4 protein-coding genes are annotated in these 3250 nt (G+C 71.3%); all 4 read right to left on the reverse strand.

Annotated elements, in window-relative coordinates; translation table 11 throughout:
- On the reverse strand, window positions 1-275 hold a 275-nt coding region (locus WD341_RS06025), incomplete at its 3' end, for a hypothetical protein (RefSeq protein ID WP_368424530.1).
- Window positions 276-278: 3 nt separating this feature from the next.
- Window positions 279-1331, reverse strand: a complete 1053-nt coding sequence (locus WD341_RS06030) for a hypothetical protein (protein WP_368424531.1) — start codon at window positions 1329-1331, stop codon at window positions 279-281.
- 12 nt (window positions 1332-1343) lie between these two features.
- Window positions 1344-2639 (reverse strand): hypothetical protein, encoded by a 1296-nt coding sequence (locus WD341_RS06035; RefSeq protein WP_368424532.1) that lies wholly within the window; start codon window positions 2637-2639, stop codon window positions 1344-1346.
- Window positions 2640-2642: 3 nt separating this feature from the next.
- On the reverse strand, window positions 2643-3250 hold a 608-nt coding region (locus WD341_RS06040; RefSeq protein WP_368424533.1), incomplete at its 5' end, for a hypothetical protein.

Raw genomic sequence — 3250 nt, forward strand, 5'->3', positions numbered from 1 at the left:
GCCTCGGTCTGCGCGTACTCCTGCGCCTGGCCGGCGCCGTCGGTCAGGTAGAGCAGGCGCACGGCCTCGGCCTGGCGGTCGACCTCGACCAGGGCCGCGGCCTTGACCTCGGCAAGGTCGGGCGCCGCCGCCGGCGCGATCTCGACCTCGGCGGCGAGCAGGGCCTGGTAGTGGCGGTTTACCGGGTCGACCGGGATCGTCATTTCGACGCCCTCGACCGTGGCAATGATCCGGGTCTGCCCGGCATCGGCGTAGCGCGCGTTTTCGATGGTCATGGCTCAGATCTCCGCGTCGGCGCGAACGTTGGAAATGAAGGGCGCACTGGCATCGCCCCCGGAGCCTCCGGTCTGCAGGCTGAAGCCGCTGACCGACGGACTCAGACCAATCGAGGAGAACCCTTCAAGCGTGTCCGTCTTGGTCACGGTCGGCGTGACCCGCTTCGTCACCTTCCAATGAGCGTGAGCGGTGCGAATCCTGTCGCTCTCGCGCAGCTTCTGCATGGTGATGTTCCCGGCGACCGCCTCGTAGTACCGCTGGCACAGCGCCAGCTCGGCCGCGAGCGGCCGTCGCTCGAACGGCGTCGCGATGGCGCCCGGCTCCAGCTGCGGAAGCCTGAAGGTGCCGGCGCTGAAGCGAACCGTGCTGTTGGTCGCGCCGGTCAGCGTCACGGTGTCGCCGCTGTCCTTCGCCACGCCGTCGACCGTGCAGGTCGCCGAGCCCTCCCACGAAATCGTGTGAGTGCCCGAGAGGATCCAAGAGCCCTCGACGGGCTGCTCGACGCCGCCGGCCGGCGCCAGCATCGTCCGCACGCCCTGGCTTTCGGTCCAGGACAGCGCCTGGCCGGACGTCACCACGCGCCAGCGATCGAGCGTGTACTGCGCGGCACCGGAGGTCGCGGCGCCGCTCGTATAGGCGCGCTGATTGATCGTGCCCAAGGGGTTCGCCAGCAGGTTCCGGAAGCCCGCCCGCGGGTTGCCGTCGGTGCCGTAGATGAAGGCCATCAGGCGCGTGATCGTCGCGACGTCGAGGTCGTAGACGATGAACTTCTTGCCCTGGCCCCAGTTGATCGGCGCCGTCCCCCAGCCGCCGGCGTCTGCGTTGTAGCTCTGCGTCACGTTGCGCGCCTGCGTCACCGACGTCACCGCGGCAGGCCCGTTGATCTCCAGCTTGGTCGCCGCCTCCAGGCTGTCGACGACGTAGAACGTCGTCAGGTCGCCGGTGACGACGTTCGGGTCCTGCACCGGAAGCTGGAAGGTGTCGCCGATCGGATCGCCGAGGTCGTAGGATCCCGTGCCCTCCGTCTCCGTCTCGACGATGCCGCGAGCCGGCATTGAATGTGGCATCTAGACGTTCTCCCTGATGCGAAGCGCCCTCTCAGCGAAGGCGAGGTTGCGACGCACGGTCGGCCCGGCGCCCTCGGGCCGGCAGCCGACGATCGTGCTGCGGTTTGGATCGGACGGATCCGCGACGAAGACGATCTGGCCCGTCCGCTTCGCGTGGTAGTCGGCTTCCTCCCAGGCGCGGCGGTCGGCTTCGTCGAGCCGCGGCAGCATGACGTCCATCGTCCAGAACGCCTTGCCCGGCCTGGCCTCGGCGCGGCCGGACGGCCCGTACCTGACTTCGCCGTTGTCGCCGAGCGTGAGCGCGTCGCCCCAGGCCACGCCCCGGCCCATCTGGTGATAGTCCGCCACGATCAGCCCGCCGAGCTCGGCCTCGCGCTCGGCGGCGAAGGAGAGGATGAGGCGGCCGTACCGGGCGGTGACCTCCTCCTCGAGGAGGAGGACCCACAGGCCGCGCAGCGGGTCGACGTCGCAGACCAGGGCGCCCGTCTCGTAGAGCGGCGGGTCGACCTGCGCCTCGAGGGAGGCATCGGCGAGGTACAGGCCGTCGCCCTGCTCGACGGCGCCGCCGGAGCCGTCCTTCAGGACGACGTAGGCCGCGCCCTCGTCGCCGGTCGCCGTGAACGTCAGGGCGCACGCCCACCAATCGTCTGCGAGCGCCGTTATGGTCGCCACACCGCCCGTCCCGCCGAGCGTCTCGCCGGCCGTCAGGTCGAAGAACTGGCTGGCGCCGGCGGCGCCGCTCACGCCGAGCCCCAGGGCGTCGTACTCGGCCGCCTTGGCGGCGAAGGCCAGGCGGTAGCTGATGCCCTCGACCAGGTCGATCGACTGCTGCGCGATCGTCTCGCCCTCCGGGATCGGCACGCCGCCGACCAGCTTGTCGGCCGTCGTCGAGCCGTCCGGCGCCGTCGTCGCGTCGGCCGAGACGGTCGCCTGGAACAGTGCCCACGCCGGATCGTCGAGCGCCGAGGGCGCCGACAGCTTGTTGCCGGCCTCTTCCCTGACCGACCCGGCCGTCGCGCCGAGGCGCAGGCTCACGAGGTCGCTCGGCGCCGGCACGATGCTCTCCCGGTCCCAGCGCGCGACGACGAGGCGGATGGGGCGCGGTGCGGTGAGGTCGAAATCGACCGCCTTCGTCACGCCGGCCTCGGCCGCGCGCGCGGAGCGCCAGAAGTCCTGCGGACTGTGGCTCGTGATCCCGGCCGGAGAGAGGTCGCCCGCCTGGTCCTCGGCGGTCACGACGACGCCGGGCTCTTGGAGCCAGTCGCGGTAGGCGAACAGCGGATGGCGCGGCAGCATCGTCTACTCCTCGAGCTTCTGGTACAGGACCGCCGTGCCGCCATCGCCGGCGAGCGCGAGCGCAACGACGCGGGCGCTCTCGCCTTCGTCGAGGCCGAGGCGGCCGTGCGAAAGCCGCACCTCGTCGTGCCGTTTGAGCAGCCAAGCATGGCGCCCGAGCGTCACCTCGATCGGGCGATGGTTGCCGAGCGTGTCGCGCATCCGGACCGCCAGCGCGTCGGCGTCCGCCTTGGCATAGAAGCGGCTTGAGTGCAGCCGCACGCCGGCGCCCGGCCACTTGCTGACCAGCGCCTCGGTCGCCGGGTCGCTGACCTGGTAGGCGTCAGCCATCGTCGGATCGTCGACGTCGCCGTCGTTGAGCAGCTCGCCGACCGCCTCGACCCGCTCGCGCCAGGTGACCCGCTGCTCGCGCGCCGGGACCTCGAGCGGCGACAAGATCACCGGCTCGGCCAGAAGATCGAGGCTCTCGATCTCGACCTGCGCCGCGCCGCTCGCCGGCTGCAGCAGCCAGACCCGCAGGCGGCCGGCCTCGTCGTCTCCCCAATCGGCCCAGGCCGAATGGCAGAACGCCTCGGTCCAGTCCTCGACGGTCGGGGGGGGGGGGGGGGGGG

This window comes from Tistlia sp., assembly GCF_040905785.1.
Taxonomy (GTDB): domain Bacteria; phylum Pseudomonadota; class Alphaproteobacteria; order Kiloniellales; family DSM-21159; genus Tistlia.

Bases quoted from the DNA above. Each gene is read 5' to 3' on its own strand.
- WD341_RS06035 (WP_368424532.1), bottom strand. From the start codon at position 2,639: ATGCTGCCGCGCCATCCGCTGTTCGCCTACCGCGACTGGCTCCAAGAG.
- WD341_RS06030 (WP_368424531.1), bottom strand. From the start codon at position 1,331: ATGCCGGCTCGCGGCATCGTCGAGACGGAGACGGAGGGCACGGGATCC.